Source organism: Pseudarthrobacter sp. NamE5 (genome assembly GCF_005796225.1).
Taxonomy (GTDB): Bacteria; Actinomycetota; Actinomycetes; order Actinomycetales; family Micrococcaceae; genus Arthrobacter.
Map to the genome: position 1 here is coordinate 51,088 of NZ_VAHO01000005.1, position 17,197 is coordinate 68,284.

The 17,197-nt window shown below is 61.6% G+C and carries 15 protein-coding genes, 1 pseudogene and 1 riboswitch; of the genes and pseudogenes, 5 read left to right on the forward strand and 11 right to left on the reverse strand.

Annotation, left to right across the window (positions count from 1 at the left end; translation table 11 throughout):
• The 5 genes from FDW84_RS08085 to FDW84_RS08105 form a co-directional block, all read right to left on the reverse strand.
• Positions 1-2,685 (reverse strand): DUF1156 domain-containing protein, encoded by a 2,685-nt coding sequence (locus FDW84_RS08085; protein ID WP_171046719.1) that lies wholly within the window; start codon positions 2,683-2,685, stop codon positions 1-3.
• Positions 2,682-6,173: a helicase-related protein gene (locus tag FDW84_RS08090; RefSeq protein WP_138608339.1), complete on the reverse strand. Its 3,492-nt coding sequence runs from the start codon at positions 6,171-6,173 to the stop codon at positions 2,682-2,684. Before FDW84_RS08090 ends, FDW84_RS08085 begins: the two co-directional genes overlap by 4 nt.
• Positions 6,170-6,370, reverse strand: a complete 201-nt coding sequence (locus FDW84_RS08095) for a helix-turn-helix domain-containing protein (RefSeq protein WP_138608634.1) — start codon at positions 6,368-6,370, stop codon at positions 6,170-6,172. Before FDW84_RS08095 ends, FDW84_RS08090 begins: the two co-directional genes overlap by 4 nt.
• 207 nt (positions 6,371-6,577) lie before the next feature.
• Positions 6,578-8,362: an SIR2 family protein gene (locus tag FDW84_RS08100; protein ID WP_138608341.1), complete on the reverse strand. Its 1,785-nt coding sequence runs from the start codon at positions 8,360-8,362 to the stop codon at positions 6,578-6,580.
• 641 nt (positions 8,363-9,003) lie between these two features.
• Entirely contained in the window at positions 9,004-9,261 is a 258-nt protein-coding gene (locus FDW84_RS08105) for a hypothetical protein (protein ID WP_171046720.1), read from the reverse strand.
• Between the two features lie 13 nt (positions 9,262-9,274).
• Here FDW84_RS08105 and FDW84_RS08110 point away from each other — a divergent pair, with 13 nt between their 5' ends.
• Positions 9,275-9,526 carry a helix-turn-helix domain-containing protein gene (locus tag FDW84_RS08110; RefSeq protein ID WP_371419147.1) on the forward strand — a complete coding sequence of 84 codons (252 nt, stop codon included), beginning with the start codon at positions 9,275-9,277 and terminating at the stop codon, positions 9,524-9,526.
• A gap of 157 nt (positions 9,527-9,683) precedes the next feature.
• On the opposite strand, the pseudogene FDW84_RS20015 reads toward FDW84_RS08110, so the two are convergent.
• The 4 genes and pseudogenes from FDW84_RS20015 to FDW84_RS08125 all read right to left on the reverse strand — a co-directional run.
• A pseudogene (locus FDW84_RS20015) lies at positions 9,684-9,902 on the reverse strand (hypothetical protein); the annotation flags it as partial.
• Positions 9,903-9,926: 24 nt separating this feature from the next.
• On the reverse strand, positions 9,927-10,058 hold the full coding sequence (locus tag FDW84_RS20020) for an ArsR family transcriptional regulator (protein ID WP_371419148.1): 132 nt from the start codon (positions 10,056-10,058) through the stop codon (positions 9,927-9,929).
• A 60-nt stretch (positions 10,059-10,118) separates the two neighbouring features.
• Positions 10,119-10,637 carry a GNAT family N-acetyltransferase gene (locus tag FDW84_RS08120; RefSeq protein ID WP_138608344.1) on the reverse strand — a complete coding sequence of 173 codons (519 nt, stop codon included), beginning with the start codon at positions 10,635-10,637 and terminating at the stop codon, positions 10,119-10,121.
• Positions 10,634-11,503, reverse strand: a complete 870-nt coding sequence (locus FDW84_RS08125) for a ribokinase (protein WP_138608346.1) — start codon at positions 11,501-11,503, stop codon at positions 10,634-10,636. The genes FDW84_RS08120 and FDW84_RS08125 overlap by 4 nt, the downstream gene beginning before the upstream one ends.
• A 148-nt stretch (positions 11,504-11,651) precedes the next feature.
• Between FDW84_RS08125 and FDW84_RS08130 the strand changes: the two genes are divergently transcribed.
• Together FDW84_RS08130 and FDW84_RS08135 are read left to right on the forward strand one after the other, a co-directional pair.
• Positions 11,652-13,097: an MFS transporter gene (locus FDW84_RS08130; RefSeq protein WP_138608348.1), complete on the forward strand. Its 1,446-nt coding sequence runs from the start codon at positions 11,652-11,654 to the stop codon at positions 13,095-13,097.
• A gap of 29 nt (positions 13,098-13,126) precedes the next feature.
• Entirely contained in the window at positions 13,127-14,122 is a 996-nt protein-coding gene (locus FDW84_RS08135) for a nucleoside hydrolase (protein WP_138608350.1), read from the forward strand.
• A 147-nt stretch (positions 14,123-14,269) separates the two neighbouring features.
• On the opposite strand, the gene FDW84_RS08140 is transcribed toward FDW84_RS08135, so the two are convergent.
• On the reverse strand, positions 14,270-14,548 hold the full coding sequence (locus tag FDW84_RS08140) for a DUF4190 domain-containing protein (protein WP_138138778.1): 279 nt from the start codon (positions 14,546-14,548) through the stop codon (positions 14,270-14,272).
• Between the two features lie 107 nt (positions 14,549-14,655).
• Positions 14,656-14,820: a hypothetical protein gene (locus FDW84_RS19300; RefSeq protein WP_171046721.1), complete on the reverse strand. Its 165-nt coding sequence runs from the start codon at positions 14,818-14,820 to the stop codon at positions 14,656-14,658.
• A gap of 39 nt (positions 14,821-14,859) precedes the next feature.
• A riboswitch (TPP riboswitch) is annotated at positions 14,860-14,955 on the forward strand.
• Positions 14,956-15,051: 96 nt separating this feature from the next.
• Here FDW84_RS19300 and FDW84_RS08145 point away from each other — a divergent pair.
• Together FDW84_RS08145 and FDW84_RS08150 are read left to right on the forward strand one after the other, a co-directional pair.
• Positions 15,052-15,816: a 3-oxoacyl-ACP reductase gene (locus tag FDW84_RS08145; protein WP_138608352.1), complete on the forward strand. Its 765-nt coding sequence runs from the start codon at positions 15,052-15,054 to the stop codon at positions 15,814-15,816.
• A 14-nt stretch (positions 15,817-15,830) separates the two neighbouring features.
• Positions 15,831-17,171 (forward strand): LLM class flavin-dependent oxidoreductase, encoded by a 1,341-nt coding sequence (locus tag FDW84_RS08150; protein WP_138608354.1) that lies wholly within the window; start codon positions 15,831-15,833, stop codon positions 17,169-17,171.
• Positions 17,172-17,197: the final 26 nt, after the last annotated feature.

Here is a 17,197-nt window from a genome sequence, read left to right on the forward strand (position 1 = left end):
TCAGAACAACTCCTCTATAGAAGCGACGCCATCGCCGCTTAACCTCACCAGCTCTGCCCACGAATTGATTAGTGCGTTGTATCGCTCCTGGTCCGATGTCCGGCCCTTTTTAGCAGCGATATCGTGGAGCCGATATGTCAACGCCATTGCGGGATCCTGTATCGCCGCGAGACGACCCATAAGTCTGGCCGCGTCCAATTCACCGCCCCCATCAATCAACCGATCTGCCAGATGATGAACCGCCTCCCACGCAGTAAGGGCGACATCAGACGAAGGCGTCCAGTCTCGACTGAGGCCACTTCGTCCAAGCAGTTGGACTCGGTTTGCCTGCCCCGTAGCGACTTGGGCCCGGACTACGTCATCGACGCTGATCCCCAATGGACGGGCTGCCTTATCCGCCTCTCCGAAGGGCGCTGGTTCCCAGCCATGCGTCTCCCACCAGCGAACGGCAAAGCGCGACTCACGATCTAGTTCGCCTTCCTGCTCATCCAGCACCTCGAACAGGGCCGCATTGATGAGTCGCAAAGCATGCTCAACGGGAACGGGCCGGCCAGCTTGATCCAAGACAGCTCTATACCGTGAATAGATTTGCATGCCAGGGCCCATAGCTGCCTGGGCGAGGTCTACCGGAAGGATCGACGAGGCTTGTAGGTCTCGGACTGCGGGACCCAGCTCACGCCTAAGTGCCCTGGTGAAGTCTGACAGGCTGGTTGTTATGGCACTGCTTGCACGTGGCCGACAGCTCATAACGATGTAGGAAGCAACGGCATTGGTACCAATTCCAATCATGCGTGACGATCCAGTGCCATGGATCGGCCATGTACCGGTTACTTCCAGTTCGGCGTTCACCATGGCGGTAAGGATGGCCGACCAGCGCGTCTCCTCCTCGCCTGCTTTCTGCTCCTTGGATGCGTAGACAACAAGCATAGGAAGGTCAGGGACCGACGAACGGGCGAGATTCTTGAATGTCTCCGTGAACCCCTCAATGAAGTAGGCACGAGCTGCCTCTTTGTCATAGCCATGCCGACTGAGGCTGGATATCAGTTCGCTCGCTTTCGGCGTTGCGACTGTGGCGTAGAGGTCTGGATGAACTGATCGAAGCGCTCGCCGATGCCACATGTAGAAATAGTCAGAGAGATCGGCGTAGTCGATCGCATCGAAGTATGGGGGATCTGTTGCGATAAGGGCCAACGAACCAGGGGCGGTGACTCTCGCGTCGGCCTTGCGGATCTTTCCCGATCCGTGCGGCGCATAGGGCAGAGCGTCAAGCAGGGTGTCAAGCGACTGGAGCCAGCTCATTGCACCATCAGATAAAGGATTGACCTCAGCGAAGTCCCACGTCAACCGCAGATCGTTCCGTGCGAATGCTGAGATTGCCTTTGCGGTTCCACTACGGGAATCGAACTTCCACCTGCTCTGCGTAGAACTTCCGTGAGCAAGCTTGCCTACGCCTAGGCCAAGCAAACTGACGATCGCCTTCGCCCGGTCTTCTGCGACGCCAGACTCGATAAGTTCTGAGTGGAGTTCTGCCACTCGATCTGCGAAAGCTGCCAACGCAAGGAGTTGGCGGGGCATAAATAAGTCAGCAAAATTTGGGAACCCAAAACGTGGGCCAGAGAAGGATCTAGTGTCTGTTGATTGAGGAATATCGGCAATGTCCTCCGGGACCGGTACCTCCAATGCAACAGCTTCCTCGGCTGGCGTAGCTGCCCGATAGACGCGTCGGCCTCGCACGGTTGAGGTTACAGCGAGCAACCGATACCCAATCTCGCCTCGTTGGCCCGCCTCCACCAAAGTGGCGTCTCCTAGAACACTGCTGCACGCGAGGCAAGCAAAGCTCGTGCCACGCCCCACCTTCGGCGGGTTTGGCGGTGCACCAGTGCGCTGCCCGAAAATGACACGCATCCGAACTTTGCCCTCGAAGACTTCAGGTTCCATCCAAGCTAAATCCCCTGGCTTCTTTGAAACCCATAGAGAGGTGACCAATACAGTTTCGATTCCGCAGGCCGGATTGACGCACTTTGCAGTCCTGCCCCAGAGCCAGGCCACCGGAATCTCTGCGGTATCAGCTGGGTAGGCATCAGCTATTGCACTAGAAACGCGGTTCAACACGACTTGGCCGTAGAAGCGCACATCCTCAGCTAGACCTTCGTACCCCTTATAGACTCGCCCGAGAGCGAGCTCTCCTTCAGGGAATGTTGTAGGTCGCAACGGCTGAGTGCCATAGACATGGGGCAGGACTTCAGTGAGGGTACGGCTGATCAGTGCCGGAACCGGGTTTAGGTCTGACCCAAATGTAGGGAGCCCAAGACGTTGAGCCTCGATAAGGGTTGATCCGCCTCCACAGAAGGGATCCATCACAGTCGGAAGTCCGTCCGGGAATTGTTTAGCCAGGATCGCAGTCGCTTCTGCGATATCGGACTGGTCCGGCAGGTCTGCGCCATTTTGGACAAGGCGCTTGATTAGATCAAGCAAATACACGCGATGGTTATCGTCTTCGGGATCATCGACTAACGCGGCAAATAGAAGTGCACGCCATGCAGGCAGCGGCATAGGCGCGAACCATTTATGGAGATTGCGCACGGTTCCGGTCTTGCGTTCCTTGTCAGCCTTCGACGCGGCATTTATTTCGTCCAAAGGCAGGGCGACCTCGATCAACTTCTTCCTGCGGGCCGTCTCGCTCACTGTTGGCTCATCTCTGTTGCTTGATTCCAGAAGGGTTCCCAGTCATACTCAACGCGAGCTGCGCGAGGGTCGAGGGGTTGTGTTATTGGGCGGCGTAGATATCTGACACTGGTCGAATCGTCGGCGGCCACCTGAACAAGCGCCAAAACAGAATGGCTGCCCTTGTTAAGTGCCGTGACCGCCTCTTGACGGGTCAGAACAAAGGTTCTTCCGCCAAGGACCCGTCCCTTCACTTCAATGAAGTCGAGGCCGTTACCTGTATCAGATTCAATGTCATATCCGGGGTTGTTGTGATGCATTTCTGTAGGACGATGGCCCAACGCTCGTTCAACTCGGAGTGCTGCATCAACCGCTAGTCGTTCGACTCGCGTAGTTTCCTTTGCCCGTGCGTCTGCACCCTGGGGATCGATTTGGGCGTCCAACCAACCCTGAGTTATGACCAAGCAGGCGCCGGTTACCCGGGGAGGCCGGACTGAAATATCGCCTTCCTTCCGCAGGTCATCTAGACGGCGGTCTAGGCGACGGGCGAGGCTTTCTGCCCGATCACGCATCTGTGATGCGGGCAGTCTCGTTCTCTTACCGGCGCGTTCCTGCTCGTTGAGCTCGAAGGCACGTTGGTCCCAGTAGTTGATTTCGCGCGTAAGCCGCTCCCGGACTAGACGCTTGGTTTTTTCAACTCGGGCAAGCGTGCGCTGAGTGACATCTTCTGCATGCTTGCGGGCGATGGTGACGGATGCTTGACGGATGACCCTTGCGTCTAGATCCGATGATTGTGCCCACGGCTCTGCCAATACCTTTTTAGCCAGTTGGCGCTCCCCACCATCCGCCGGCTCGAAGTTCGGGATTGGAGAGCCGTCCAACGGCGTAATTGTCCCGTCTGGGTCTGATCGAACGTATTGGGCGCGTCTAGAAACGACTAGCGGCTGACCATCTCGTCCCGTCCTGCCGTCTGTGACGTCATGCTCTAACAAGCTGATGACATAAGGCTGGACAGCAAGATCCGATCGATCAACAAGGATGGCACCACGCTGCAGAGCCTCATGGTGCCGGTCTGAAACAACACTCATCGTTGCAGACATCAGTGGATGCCCTGGGTGAAGCAGCGTGGCAACGTGGTTATTGCCCTCGACCTTGACGTATTGCGGATCAAAAGCCACCCGGTGATACGCATCCACGACCGGCTGACCGTAACCTGTGACTCGATCGCGTTCCTTGATTTCCCCGGGGACACGTTTTATCTCAAAGCGGTGATTCTCACGCATTCGGAGCGAGCCACCCGCATCAGCGAATGCCTTGTGGAAGAAGGCCTCCACATGGTGTGGCTGGAGACGAGCTGCTTCTGCCCGCTCCATTTGTCGCCTCACCTCGTTCACTTCGGATTGTTCCATCTGCGACGGAACGAGTTGGCTGGCACTCAGCAGTTCTGGTATGCCTTCGGAAATTTTCGGATCGACTACCTCCGTGAGATACCGCTGCCGTTCGGGCGCGTTTGCCTCTTTAATGGCGGCAATCATCAGATCACGAAGGGCATTCCCTTGGAAGAGCTGACCGAGTACGTCATAGACACGTCCACCTAAAGTAGCCCGTTGCTCATCGAGCTTCTCCAAGAGACGTCCGTAAACGTCACCCTCCCGTGTATCTTCCGCTACTAGTGACCACATGAAGCAGGTGTTGGGTTGGCCGATTCGGTGAACTCGTCCGAATCGCTGCTCTATCCGGTTGGGGTTCCATGGAAGGTCGTAGTTGATCAACAAGTGTGCGTTTTTGTGGAGGTTTACGCCTTCACCGGCAGCGTCCGTGGCGATCAGGAATATGCAACGTTCATTCTGTTCGAACGTCTCCTTTGCCTTTTTGCGGTCTTCACGCTTCGTTCCGCCATGTATGGTGATGACAGCGTCGTCTCGGCCGAGGTGTTGAGTAAGACGGGAGACCAGATCATTCAGCGTGTCTTTATGTTCGGTGAAAATGATGACCTTACGGCGTGCGCCCGTGTCATCACGCATTTCTTCGTTGTCGTCGAGCGTCTCCCGTAGGGCGTTCCACTTGGCATAGGTGGGGGAGGACTTCACTGCCAGAGACTGGCTAAGCAGGCGGTCTAGGACGGCAATCTCAGTTTTGAGCTCCTCGGGAGTACGGGCGGCGGTGGCACCAGCCACTGCCCGATCTTCCAATGCTTCGCGTTCTTCGTCTGTCAGCTCTTCGAAGTCGTCCACATCGACCACATCAACATCGTCACTGATCCTCTTGGAGAGCAGTTGTGCATCTTCAAGCTCTGACTCCAGCCTCCGGCGACGTCTTTCTAGGGAACGGTGGATAGCGGCGGGCGACGAAGCAAGCCGGCGTTGAAGCGTGGTCAGAGCGAAGCCGACCGCAGTGCGGCGCCGATTGTCACCTTCGATTGCGTCAGCACGGTTCATTTCCTCACGGACATAGCTGGTGACAGCAGCGTAAAGATTCTTCTCCGCGGCCGTCAGCTCATACTGAACCGTGAATGCAAAGCGTTCTGGAAATAGGCGCTTGCCCTCGAATGTCAGAAGTTCCTCTTTGACCAGGCGTCGCATTAGGTCTGACACGTCGACTCTGCGAGTACCCTCCCGTGCCACCCCCTCAAAGCGGTCAGAATCGAGAAGGGCCATGAAGAGTTGGAACTGCTCTTCCTTCCCGGAGTGCGGGGTCGCTGTCATGAGAAGGAGATTTCGGGTGTGCTGCCCAATCTCTTCGGCCATTTGATAGCGCTTAGTTTTCCTCACTTCGCTGCCCCAGACGGAGGCAGACATCTTGTGCGCCTCGTCGAAAATGACTAGATCCCAGTCGATTTGGCAGGCCTTTTCGAGGATGCCTTCGCTGTTGCGGGCAAGCATGTCCAGGCGTGCGAGCCAGAGGCCCCCACGGGCGAATGGGTTGCTTTCATTAAGTACTTTGTCCCGCGTCAGCATTTCGAACTCTAGGCCGAATTTCTCCCGCATTTCCTCGTCCCACTGATCGACGAGTACACCTGGGGATACCACCAACACGTTCGCGGCGTCGCCCCTCAGAAGAAGTTCCTTCATTAGTAGGCCGGCCATAACGGTCTTGCCGGCTCCAGGGTCGTCAGCAAGCACGTACCGGAGGGGCTGTTTCTCCAGCATGATTCCATAGACCGCCCGGAGCTGATGGGGCAGGGGCTGAACATCGCTCGTCCCGAGGGCCGCCAAGGGATCGAACAGATAGGCCAAACGCATGCGCCTTGCTTCGGCCGCAAGTAGAAAGGCATTCGGCTCCGCGTCGAAGCTGAAGGCAATCCCGGGTTTGACGCTGCGCAGATGATCCATTGCGTTTGCAAAGACGATCTTCTCTACGAGTCCAGCCGCCGTTCTGAACGCCACGTTGGCTGAATCATCAGTAAGATGCTCTACCGCGACAATCTTCGCTGGCTCCTGCCCAGCCAGTCCTATTACGGTGGCGCCCACCTGGAGAACATCGAAGATCGAATTCCGAGGGTCAGTCATGAGGGCTCCGTACTTCCATCGTCAATTGCTGCACCGCCGCTATGGACCCATTCATCAATCTCGCTGACCTGAAACTTCCACAGTCGGCCAATCTTGTGGGCCGGTATGCCTTTCTCGGCTATCCATACATAGACGGTGTCCTTGGCGACGCCGAGGTGAGTCGCCACGTCGTCCGCCGATAGCCAGGGCTCAGTCAAAGCGAAACCTTCCAATATAGTCGTCCTATCAACTCCCACCCTAAATGCTCACAGGGTTAGGCCGGGTATCGTCCGCTCTTCCTGTCTGTACGGGTTAGTTTTACCGCTTGGCCGGGGACAAGACGAAAGAAACCCGTGCAAGGAAGCGGGCAGCTCAGACCGGGGTTTAATGACGCGGGTGCAGCGTTACTGGCGTGGCCAGAGTCCCTACCAGCGCTCCAACCCGGCCAGGACGGAGTCCAGTTCATCTAACTTTGTGGCAAATAAATCTGGCTCCCCGTCAGGTGATGGTGACCAGTTCCAGGCCTGGTGGTCGCCGTGCAGCTCAAAGTCTTTTCGCCAGGCGTTCTTATCTCTTGAAATCCTCGTACGGGCTGCATGGAGATACTTCCCGGCTGAGGGCCTACTGCGTTCGTTGGTAAGGAACGCGTGGGCCAGGGCCATACGGTATTCGGCCTGGCAGAAAGCCCGCTTAAAGTCGTCGCCAGACCCGATCAGGTGGCCGATCAGCTCTTGCATGTCGTTCGCGATCAATTCGCTTTGAGGGTAGATCCACGAACTTCCGTTCCAACGTGGTGCTGCTTTCGCCAGGTTGTAGTCAACAACGATCTCGTCTTGCAGTGCCATGAAGGCGGGTTCAGGATCGCGCTGAGAGTACGCGTCCTTCCACTTCGGCTCAGTTGCCGCACGGATGAACACATCCTCCCTTTCTTCGGTGACAGCAATCATGGCGACGGCCCGAAGGGCAAGGAGGGCTGGGTAGTGCGCGAGGTTGTACCACGCCTCTGAATACGAAGAAACCGGCAGCCTGACCTTCAACAGCTGTTGAATTGCCCACACCCAAAGATCGGCGTGGATGCGGTCCCGATCAAGCGCTACGCCGGAAGCAATGAGACGCACCAGTGTCTGAGAGCTACTACGGAGAGATATACATTCGTTGTCGAAAACGGCTGCATAGTCCCCGGAAGGACCCGTCACTCCGCGCTCGCGGATGTATGCGGCGATGGGGCTGATTTCGGCTGCGAGGAGCTCTCGGATTTCAATGTAGGACTCTCTATAGGGCAGGAGTCTTTTTAGGCGGGCGATGGCCATGTCTTCGGTCAGTTCTGGCGTCGCCAGGGCATCCAGCGAATCGAGGCGCTGTTGCAGGTCTGGAAAGAATTCATCTGCTGTGACATTACTGATGACGGCGCCCGCATGTTGTTCGATCAGGGCGCCGGCGGCAGACCCTAGCCCGTACAAGGTGGACCAGTACAAGGGATAGCGCCGGCTCTGCCGGCCTTCGAGAGCTTCCACCAGAGCTGTGTCCCAGTCCGCCGACCATCCGTTGATGATCAGACCAAAGTTCTCGATAACCTCTTGCAGGATTTGGTGGGTGGAGGGCCCGTAATCGGTAAGCTCGGCAAGCGTGTTCTTTTGGTCAAGAGACTTGTAATCGCCGTGGAGCTTGATAATGGTGCACCCGGCATGATGGAGAGGCTTGCGTGCTTTTATCGCGTTTTCGGTTGACAGCACCTGATAAGGAACAGATGCCTGGTCTAGCGCCTGCTCAATAAGGCTATCGAAATTGGTCGTAAGGATGACTCGGATGGCTCCTCGGCGGACGAGTTCCGCGATCCCGTGGTGCGCCCGGCTTGGCACCTTGCGATTATCAGCCCGGTCTTCATCCGTGGGCTCGAAGTATCCGTGCAGGAGCGCACTACGCGCGGCAGCCGTTGGGCCTAGGGATTCAAGGAGCCCAGAGTAGCCAAGTTCATTGCCATCGCCGTGCTTTGCCCACCATGCATCTATTTCTGCATCACCGGCGTCTGTGCTAATTGGGGCGCCAGCCGCCGCCGCCGCTTGCCGCACAAGATCCTTGATGACGCCCCACCCCGTGGGGATGCCGGCACCCGTAGATGTTCCGGAGCCGATAAGAAGGGCATAAACGCCCGGCTGAGCATGCAGGGAGAGCGCAAGGCTAATACGGGGGTCGATGGTGCGATGAGTCATAGTGCCACAATAGCCAAGCTACCGACATGGCCTCTGGTGGCCTCGTGGTGCCGTCGGCTGCTGTCGGGGTTTTCTGCCTGGTCTACTACTGTTCGTTGGCTTGTCCAGCGATATTTGCGGTTGTTCCGTCGTGCAGCTGGGCCTCCTGGCGCCGGAGCCTGTCCATACTGGTCAGCTCGCGGCCACGGCCCGGCTGCAAAGCCGCCGGCATGAATGCAAGCAGTGTTTGGGTTGTTAGTTTTCGATGGGCTGGCGGCGGCTGCGAATGTTCCTGGGGGAGTGGGCCCGCTTTCGCGGGTGCCCTTTGGTTTTCGTGGAGCTTGTTTCGGCTGGTGGCGTTCCCTGGCTATCGTTCTGCCTCAGGCTGCTGGCAGCTGGGCTGTCCGGCGGCTATCACCAAAGCGGAACTACCCGCCAGGGCGTGCCACGGACACAAGAGAATCGCGAACTGAGGGGCATTGTGAAGCCGGTCATCCTGCTCGACATTGACGAATCCATAATCCTTCGGTGTGCCCGAACAGCGGCGGTGACCGGCCACTGTTGTGGCCCTCAAATGAGAAGTGCGCCCTGTCCACCTGGCCTACGGATGTAGCGGCCGGCCTGGAGGCGCAGTTGGAGCTCGTCACGGATCAGCTCACTGATCACCATGGTGTTCGGCATGCTGACGCCGGCGCCCCGATACCGAAACCGCGGACCTGCAGCGCTGGCTGGGCAGGAGAGATGTCACCGTCGCCGGGGACGCCGACTGGGACTCCGTGGTGCGGGTCGATGACATGACAGGACGCGATGCCAAGGCATGGGGCGAGGAGCATGCCCAGCCCGTCCACCTGAAGCAGCGCGATCCGGACCTTGGCTTTACCGGGACGCACGTGGAGCGAGCCGAGAAGTTTCTCACACACATAGGATGGCCGAGTGACTGATGAATCCATGCGCCGCTTCCTGACTCCCACCCAGGTAGCCGAAGAGCTGAACGTGAAGCCAAACCAGATCCACGCACTGATCAAGATCGGTGAGCTGCGGGCTTTTCAGGTTGGTGGCCGCGGCATGTGGCGCATTGGGCGGCAAGACGTCGAGGACTACATCGCCGAAGCCTACCGGCGCACCGCTGAACGGATCGCCCGTGGAGAGATCGAGGACGCAGGGCCGGACGGCGAGGAGGCGTAGCGGTACCGTGGGGGGTCACCCCAAGACTTTCACAAACAAGCCGGTACACTGCTTCGGCGTTCCCGACCGTCGATTTCCATGGCGCCGGATCCGGGCGCTCACGATCCGGTTTAGGAAGTAGAGAATCCAGCAGAGGGCCCTCGCAGTCGGCTAGTTCTTGGAAAGTGTTGATGTCCGGCGTCGTGACTGACAGCTTCTGGAAGCCGCGCAGCTCGTGCGCCAACAAATTCGCGGCGGAGCCGGCGTCGAGGAGGATGTTCTCCCCGGGCCGGATCACTGACGACGCCCAGCGCGCGATCGCGTGTTTTTGCTCGAACGCCTCCCTGGTGAGGCTGCCGCAGTGACGCCTCCGAGCCTGCGGCCAGCGCCACCGCACCTCCGTGCCAGCCTCCCCTGGGATTCAGCAGCGAAGGTGATGGCGGATGGTGGACGCCGTCACCTCGAATCGGGCCGACAGTTCCTTCACGCAGGCCAGGCCGGTGGTCAGGGCAAGGTGGTAAATCTCCTCGCGCCGCGCATTTGCGGACAGCAAACCCGGTCTCCTAGCGGTGGCGGTCGTAGCCTGCAAGTTCGGGCAGGGGTTTCAACACGTTCAGCCTCGGAGCTCCAGCCGGAACACCCACAACAGCACGTTCTCGCCGGGCACGTACCAGTCCCGCTCCGGCGCCCGGCGGAAGCCCAAGGACTCGTAGAGGGCGTGGGCCCGCTCCATGAACGTGGCGCTGGTGATGCTGATCGCCTCGATGCCGGGCACTTGCCGGGCGTGCTCCACGATCTTGCGCACTACGGCCCGTCCCACTCCGCCGCCCTGCTGAGCCGGGTCCACCGCCAGCATCCGGAACTCCAGCTCCCCGTCCTGCGCGATCTCGCTGTACGGCTGGCCGGCGAATGTCAGCGTCACCGCCGCAACCACCTTCCCGGCGGTCTGCGCCACCCACACCTCGGCATGTTCGACGCGGTGCTCCACATCCTCCAGCACACTCATGTACGGATGATTGTCGGTGAAGTGCCCGGCCCGGAGGTAGGCGTCGCGGGTGATGCGCCGGACCTCCGGAAAGTCCCCCGGCACCGCCCGCCGGAAGGTGACAGTCAACGGCAAAGTGACAGTCACGAGGAAGCGCCCGAAGCAGCAGCAGCCCGCTCCACGTAGTGGCCCAGGTGTGCCAAATCAGGCTGCGACGACGGATCACCCACGGCATCGGCACCCACGGCATTAGCCACGGCCAGGGCACGTGTGTAGTCCAGCCCGCTCCGCAGTGCCAGGACCAGGGCGGCGCAGAAGGCGTCGCCGGCACCGACGGTGTTCGCCACCGTCACCGCCTCGGATGGAGCCTCTGCTACCTTGCGGCCATGCTCGAACATGGCCGAGCCGTCCTTGCCGTAGGTCACCGCCACGAGCTTCGCCTCGGCGAGGGCCGGGATGAGGGCGTACTCGCTCTCGTTGACGATCACCAGGTCGCACCTCTCCAGCAGCTTCGCCGGCAGGTCCATGGCCGGCGCGGCGTTCAGCACAAAGAAGCCCTGCGCCTTCCGCGAAGCCTGGAGCACCACGTCCAGGCCGACCTCCAGCTGGCACAGCACCGTCTCCTCGGGGCCGAACTCCACCCCGTCCAGCGACAGGTGCGAGTTGGCCCCCGGACACACCACGATCTGGTTCTCGCCGTCGCGGTCCACCACGATCAGCGCCGTCCCGGTCGGCTGGGGAAGGACGGCCACGTCGGACGTATCCACACCGGCAGCAGCCAGAGCATCGAGCATCCGCTGCCCGGACGCGTCGTTCCCGACGGCCCCGACCATCCGGGCGCTGCCCCCCAGGCGTGCCGCGGCCGCGGCCTGGTTGGCGCCCTTGCCGCCGGGCTGTTCGGACAGGACGGCGCCGCCGATGGTTTCGCCCGCCGTCGGAAGCCGTTCGGCGGTGGCGATCAGGTCCAGGTTGATGCTGCCGACCACAGTGACAGCAGGACGTGTTGTGTTCATGGGAAAACTCTCTCAGGGGGGAGGGCCGGAAGCGGCCGGGCTTTCGAAAAAGTGTAGCGCAAGGTTGTACTTGTGAGTCATACATGGTTGTATAACAACTCGACGCCACGAAAGATGATCCCCTTCTGCTCGAACAAAGGAGTTTGATGTGAACACCCCGACCCCCGCCGCAGCCGCGCCTCCCGCGCAAGGAGGCGCCGCCGTCGTACTTCCCGACGGCGACGCGGCCAAGCTCTCCGGCCGCCGCGCCGCCCTGCTGATCTCCACCCTGCTGCTGGGCGTGCTGTCCTTCCAGCTGAACGCCAGCATGGTCACCCCCGCGCTGCCGCAGATCGCCGCCAGTTTCGGCGAAAGCGCGGACAGCGCCGCCCCCGTCCAGTCCATGTTCTTCCTGGCCGGCGCCATCGCCGGGCCCGTGATCGGCCGGTGGAGCGACTTCATCGGCCGCCGCGCCGCGCTGCTGCTGGTCCTGGGCATCATGGGCGCCGGCACCATCCTCTGCATCGCCGCGCCCACCCTGCCGCTGCTGGTCACCGGCCGGTTCCTGCAGGGCGTCTCCAGCGCCGTGTTCGCGCTCGCCTACATCGTGCTCAGCGAGAACCTGCAGGCCAAGGTCTTCGGCACCTCCGTGGGCATCATCGCCGCCATCAACGGGGGAGTGGGCGGCGTGGACGGCTACGTGGGCGGGCTCATGGCCGAGACCCTCGGCTTCCGGTCCATCTTCGTCGTCGTGCTCGTCCTCACCGCCATCGCCGCTGTGTGCATTTTCCGCCTGGTACCCGCCGGACGGCCTGTAGGGGTGCGGGGCGCCATGGACTGGTGGGGCGCCGGCTCCCTGTCGTTGTTCCTGGTGTTCCTGACGTACTTCGTGACCGACGGGTCGGCCGCCGGCTGGACGTCGCCCACCGCCCTGGCCCTGCTGGCCGGCACCGTTTTGTCCTTTGCGGGATTCTGGTTCATCGAGAAGCGCCGCAGCCACCCGCTCATCGCCGTGCACCACCTGCGCTCCCGCCAGGTGTGGCCGGTCATCGCCACCACCGTCCTCACCCTCGCCGGCATCTTCGCGGTCATCAACTTCACCGTGGTGCTGCTGAGCCAGGATAACGACGGCGGCTTCGGGCTTTCCGCCTCCATCTCCGCTTTGCTGTTCCTCACCCCCGCCGCGCTGATTGGCGTCTTCGCCGCACCGTTGGCGGGGTGGCTGGCGGATAGGCGGGGCTGGGTGCGCACGTTGCGTTTGGGGACTTCGCTGAGCCTGGTGTGTGCCGTGGTCGCGGCGCTGTTTTCTTCCAGCCCTGCGGCGGTGTTTGTTGCCGTTGCCTGCCTGGGGATCTTCTACAACGGCTTCTTCCTGACCGCCATCAACGGGCTCTCGGTGCTGTTGTCGCCGAAGGAGGCCCCGGCTTCCTTGCCTGGCATCAACGGTGCGTCGTTCGGGATCGGGGCGAGCCTCGGCGTCGTGCTCGTGGCCCCGTTCGCCGCCTTCAGTACTTCGGCAGGCTACGCCACCGCCCTCTGGATCTCGGTGGGCATCACCGCCGCCGCGTTCATCGTCAGCCTCTTCGTCGCCGCCCCCAAGGGCGAGACGGTCTAACCCCGCTATTTGTTTCAAAGGAATTTATTGTGACTGCCCCCGTCTACCTGGACTGCGACACCGGCATCGACGACGCCCTCGCCCTGGCCTACCTGCTCGCCTCACCTCTTGCTTCCGTGGTGGGGATCGGGACGGTGAGCGGGAACGTGAGTGCTGCCGTTGGTGCCCGGAATACCCTTGACCTGCTGTCGTTGGCCGGGGCTGCTTCCGTGCCCGTGGCTGTTGGTGCGCACGATCCGCTTGTTGGTTCTTTTGGCGGAGGGTCGCCATGGGTGCACGGGGAGAACGGTGTTGGGGAGGTTTCGCTGGAGCCTTCTGCTGCTTCTGTTGTTGCCGAGTCAGCGGCGGAGATGCTGGTGCGGCTGGCACGTTTGTACCCTGGTTCCTTGCGGGTGGTGGCGATCGGTCCTTTGACGAATGTTGCTGAGGCGGTGCGGCTGGAGCCTGCGCTGCCGTCCCTGGTGGAGTCGGTGACCGTGATGGGCGGGGCCGCGCTGGCGCCCGGGAACATCACGCCCGTGGCTGAGGCGAACATCTGGCACGACCCTGAGGCCGCCGCTCTGGTGCTGGCCGCCGACTGGGACGTGACGCTGGTGCCGCTTGACGTGACCATGGCGTCTGTTCTGGAGGAGTCGCACCGGCAGGTGCTGCTGGCTTCTGCCGGGGCGGTGCCGAGGGCGCTGGGGGAGATGCTCGGTTACTACTTCCGGTTCTACGAGGGGATCTACGGCCGGCCCTGCTCCGCCATGCACGATCCGCTGGCGGCGGCGCTCGCTGTCGGTGCTGTTAAGCCTGCGCTGGCACCCGTGGTGCGCGCCGCCGTCGACACCTCTGACGGGCCAAGCCGTGGGCAAACCGTGTGCGACATGCGCGGGCTGTACGCGGGGTACCCGGAGGTGAAGGGCGCGCGGTGCCGCGTGGTGCTCTCGCTGGAGGAGGACTTCGCTCCGCACCTGGTGGAGACGCTCCTGGGTCACTTCAAAACCACGACGGCGGCGCTCGCCTCTGCAGGGTCAGCCGCCTGACAGCAGCCCCACCACTCGGAGTTTTTGTCCAGGTATGCAGGCTTTGGCACGATTCAAGCCTGCATATCTGGAGGAGCATTTCTGTCGCGTCAACAGAAAGACCCTATGCCCGGACTTTTCCGGGCATAGGGTCCTCTTGTGGTGTGGTCAGCCTTGGTAGGCGGCAGCCGTGGCGAACATGATGATGATCAGGATGACGGCCAGTGCCATCGACACGTAGCCGATGACCAGCGCGGCAATGGCCAAGCCACGGCCACCCTCGCCGGTGGTCTTGATCTGGTTCAACGCGATGTGCCCCAGGATGACGCCGAGCAGGCTGATGAAAAAGGAGGAGACCAGCGCGATGATCGCCAGGGTGTTGGTCTTGGCCGGCGTGTTGGGCTGCTGGTAGCCCTGGTACTGCGGCTGGTACTGAGGTGTGCTCATAAGTGATGCCTTTCAAATCCGAATGATGGGTCCCCCGGCCCGCACATTGCGGAACGGCAATCACAAAGTACCAACATTCGACAGAAAAACGGCGACCTGTTGCGTCACTAATGGGTGGCCCGGACGGGCCTGGCGCACGCGGAGAGGAAAATCAGGGCGGGCACAGGGCCAAAAGTGTCGCATTTTGGTCCAACCGCACCGCCCATCATCCCGGTGGCAGCCTGCTGGGTGACGCTGTTGGCGTAGTCGTTGCTCCTGTCGCGGTGCGGCACAACATTTCTTCCGCTTCCCCCGGCGGAGTAGAGTCTTCCGTTAGTGACACGGGGTGCCCCGCTCAAGGGGCTGAGATAACACCCGTTGAACCTGATCTAGTTAGTACTAGCGAAGGGATGTCGCGGATGACTATTCGCCTGACGCCTCACCATGCCTTGGGCTGCCTGTGCCCGGGCCGTGCTGGAACCCGCTAGTGCTCTCTTCCTCCCACGAATAGAAAGCGGGAAACCGTGCACATTTCAGAACAGCTCGTCCTCGTCACCGGCGGCGGACGCGGCCTCGGCCACAGCATCGTCCAGGCCTTTGCCGAACAGGGTGCCCGGGTTGTCATCAACTACCGGAACAGTGCCGAGGAGAGTGAAGCCCTGGCAGCAAAGTACGGCCCCGGCCAGGCTGTGGCCCTGCAGGCGGACGTGACCGACGCCGACCAGGTGGCCGCCATGCTCACCCAAGCCCAGAAGCATTTCGGCAGCCCCGTGACCACCGTGGTCAACAACGCCTTGGCGGACTTTTCCTTCAACGGTGACGCCCGCTCTAGCGCGGCCGGCATCACCTGGCCGGAATTCGAAGCCCAGTTTTCCGGCAGCGTCCGCGGCGCGCTCAACACCACCCAGCAGGCACTGCCGGGCATGCTGGAGACCGGGTTCGGCCGGATCATCAACATCGGCACCAACCTGTTCCAGAACCCGGTGGTTCCCTACCACGACTACACAGCAGCGAAGGCAGCGCTGCTGGCCCTGACCCGGACCATGGCCGCGGACCTGGGCCAGCACAACGTCTCGGTGAACATGGTCTCAGGCGGGCTGCTCCGCACCACCGACGCCAGCGCCGCCACGCCGGAGGAGGTTTTTGACTACATCGCCGCCGCCACGCCCCTGCGCCGGGTAACAACTCCGTCCAGCTTTGCTGACGCCATCCTCTTCTTCGCCTCCCCGTGGGCCCGTTCCGTCACCGGCCAGAATCTTGTGGTCGACGGCGGCCTGGTCATGAACTGACGGAAGGGTAGGCCATGCAGGACACGGACGGGACCCAGCGCCAACTCCATTTCAACGCCTTCCTCTTTGGCTGCGGCCACCACGGAGCCGCCTGGCGCCGGCCGGACTCGCAGGTGGAGCAGCTTGGCGATATTGCCTACTATGAGCAACTGGCGCAAAGCGCCGAACGCGGGCTCTTCGATGCGGTGTTTTTTGCCGACGGCCACAGCGTGGGCAGTCCGGAGCAGGGACCGAGGTGGTTCCTGGAACCCCTGACCGCCCTGGCCGCGATGGCGCGTGCCACCAGCAGGATCGGGCTGGTCAGCACCGTATCCACCACCTTCTACACGCCCTTCCACGCCGCCAGGATGCTGGCATCCCTTGACCACATCAGCGGCGGCCGGGTGGGCTGGAACGTGGTGACGTCCATGTTCGACGCCGAAGCCCGCAACCACGGCATGGAAGCGATGCCCGGCCACGGGGAACGGTATGCGCGGGCTACCGAGTTCATCGAGGTAGCCGGGCGGCTCTGGGACTCCTGGACTGACGATGCGCTGGTGATGGACCGCGCCGGCCTTTACGCGGATCCGGACACGTTGCAGCCGTTGCACCACGCCGGTGATCATTTCCGGGTGGAGGGCCCGCTGACCGTACCCCGGCCGCCCCAGGGCCGGCCGGTGTTGTTCCAGGCAGGCGCCTCCGAACAGGGACGCGATCTGGCGGCCCGGTACGCCGAGGGGATTTATGCTGTGGCCTATGACCTGCCCTCCGCCCAGGACTACTACGCCGACATGAAAAGGCGGATCACATCGGCCGGGCGGAACCCGGGCAAGGTCGCCATCATGCCGGGCCTGGTCACCTACGTTGGTACTACCGAGGCGGAGGCCCGCCGCAGGCAGGCCGAGGTGGACGCGCTGCTCCCGGCCGCGCACTCGCTGGCGCAGCTTGGCACCTTTATTGGCCAGGACTGCAGCGGGTGGGAGCTGGATGCCCCTGTTCCGGCCCTGCCGCCGGCGATCGAGTTCACCGGCCCGCAGGGACGCTACACCACGATCCTGCGGATCATCGAAGCGGAAAAGCCCACGGTGCGGCAACTGCTGGGCCGGCTGGCCGCGGGCGGAGGCCACTGCACCATGGTGGGAACTCCGGAGCAGATCGCCGACCAGATTGAGCTGTGGTTTTCTTCAAATGCCGCCGACGGCTTCAACCTGATGCCGCCGCTGCTGCCGGACTCCCTGGAGGAGTTCGTTGACCGCGTGATCCCTGTACTGCAGCGCCGAGGTCTCTTCCGCAGCCGCTACACCGCGGAAACCCTGCGCGGACATCTGGGACTCGAACGCCCGGCTGCACACCGGCAGCAGCGGGAATCGAGCTGAGCCACTCTTCCCGCGGTTCGAAAAAT